Genomic DNA, 1,663 nt, shown 5'->3' on the forward strand with positions numbered 1-1,663 from the left:
GACGCTCTAGCTGCCATAAAAGCGCGCATCTCCGCTGACAAGTTCGATCCCAGCCGGCTTCTATCGGAAGCGGAGATCCGAGAGCTGGTGGCCTATGCTACGGAAGCTCCTTCCTCTTTCAACATCCAGCACTGGCGGTTTGTGGCCGTCACTGATCCCAAGGACAAAGAGCGCCTCAAAGCCCTGGCCTACAACCAACAGAAGGTGGCGGATGCGGCGGTGGTGTTCATTGTCCTGGGGGATCTCAAAGGCTATGAGAAGCTGCCTGAGATTGTCCAAAGGGCAGTGGCTGCGGGGATTCTCCCCCCGGAACGGGCAGAAAGCTGGGTCAACATGGCCCAAGCCACCTACGCCAACAACCCCACCTTGGCGCGGGATGAGGCGATTCGCTCTGGGGCGCTGGCGGCCATGGCCTTGATGATTGCGGCCCAGGCAAAGGGCTTGGTGAGCGGGCCGATGATTGGCTTTGACCCAGAAGGGGTGAAGCGGGAGTTCGCCATTGCTGACCGCTACGTGCCGGTGATGCTGCTGGCGGTGGGCTACCCCGCCGCGGGCAACTTGCCGCGCAAGCCCCGCCTGGGGGTGGAGGAGGTGCTGGCCTTTGGTCGAGGACGGGAGTTTTAAAACAGGGGGGCCGGGGCAGCGGGGTTGGCGGGAGGTTCCCCAGCCCATGGCAAAGGAAGCAGAGCTTGGCCTCAGGGCTGGAGGAAGTTGACCAACCTTTGCAGGCGATCCCAAGCGGCGCCGCTGGCAAGGATCTCCCGCGCGCGGGCAATTCCGGCTCTCAAGTCAGCCACAGCTCCCGCTACCTGGAGAGCTAGCGCCGCATTGAGGGCCACCACATCCCGCTGGGCAGGTTCCCCCTCTCCCTGGAGGACGCGGCTGAGGATAGCGGCATTTTCCGCTAAGTCCCCTCCCTGGAGAGCCTGGACGGACGCAGGCGTGAGATCGTAATCCCGCGGGTTCAAGACTTCTGTGCGCAGGGATCCCTGGGAGAGAACGGCCAAGTCCGTGGGCTGGGCAAGGCCAGCTTCGTCAAGGCCTTCCCGGCTATGGAGTACGATGGCTGCTTTCCGCCCTAGCAGGCGCAGAGCCTCGGCCATGACCGGCACCAGCTCCGGCGCATAAACCCCGATGACCTGCCGGTTGGGGTAGAAAGGATTGACCAAGGGCCCCAGCAGGTTGAAAACAGTGCGCACCTTGAGGGCCCGTCGGTAGGGAGCTACCGCCCGCATCGCTGGGTGCCAGTGGGGGGCAAAGAGAAAGGTAATGCCCACTTCTGCCACTGCCGCCCGCACCCGCTCCGGCTCGGCGTTGAGGTTCACCCCCAAAGCCTCCAGCACGTCCGCCGAGCCCACTCTGCCGGAAGCGGAACGGTTGCCATGCTTTACCACCGGGATCCCGGCAGCGCTGACCACGAAGGCCACGGCGGTGGAAATGTTAAACGTCCCGGCCCCATCTCCCCCGGTGCCGCAGGTATCCAGCAAGAGGGGCAGCTCCAGAGGGGATCCCAGAGAAGCGCGCTGCAGCACCCGCGCCATGCCGGCCAGCTCGCTGGCGCTCACTCCCTTGGCTTGCAGAGCCGCCAAGATCGCCCCCGACAGCACCTCCGGCACTTGGTTGTGCAACCAGCCGTTCATAAGCTGCTCCGCCTGGGCCTCGC

Annotated in this window: 2 protein-coding genes; one reads left to right on the plus strand and one right to left on the minus strand. The window is 64.5% G+C overall.

Features of this window, described 5'->3' with window-relative positions; all coding sequences use genetic code 11:
* A partial coding sequence (locus NW852_RS02525; RefSeq protein WP_414426435.1) for a nitroreductase family protein occupies positions 1-624 on the plus strand: 624 nt, incomplete at its 5' end.
* Positions 625-695: 71 nt separating this feature from the next.
* Here the strand turns inward: NW852_RS02525 and trpD are convergent.
* Positions 696-1,663: anthranilate phosphoribosyltransferase (gene trpD, locus NW852_RS02530; RefSeq protein ID WP_414426436.1), on the minus strand; the 968-nt coding region annotated here is incomplete at its 5' end.

Origin of the sequence: Synechococcus sp. H60.1, from assembly GCF_047462335.1 — a bacterium.
In the GTDB taxonomy this organism is placed as follows: Bacteria; Cyanobacteriota; Cyanobacteriia; order Thermostichales; family Thermostichaceae; genus Thermostichus.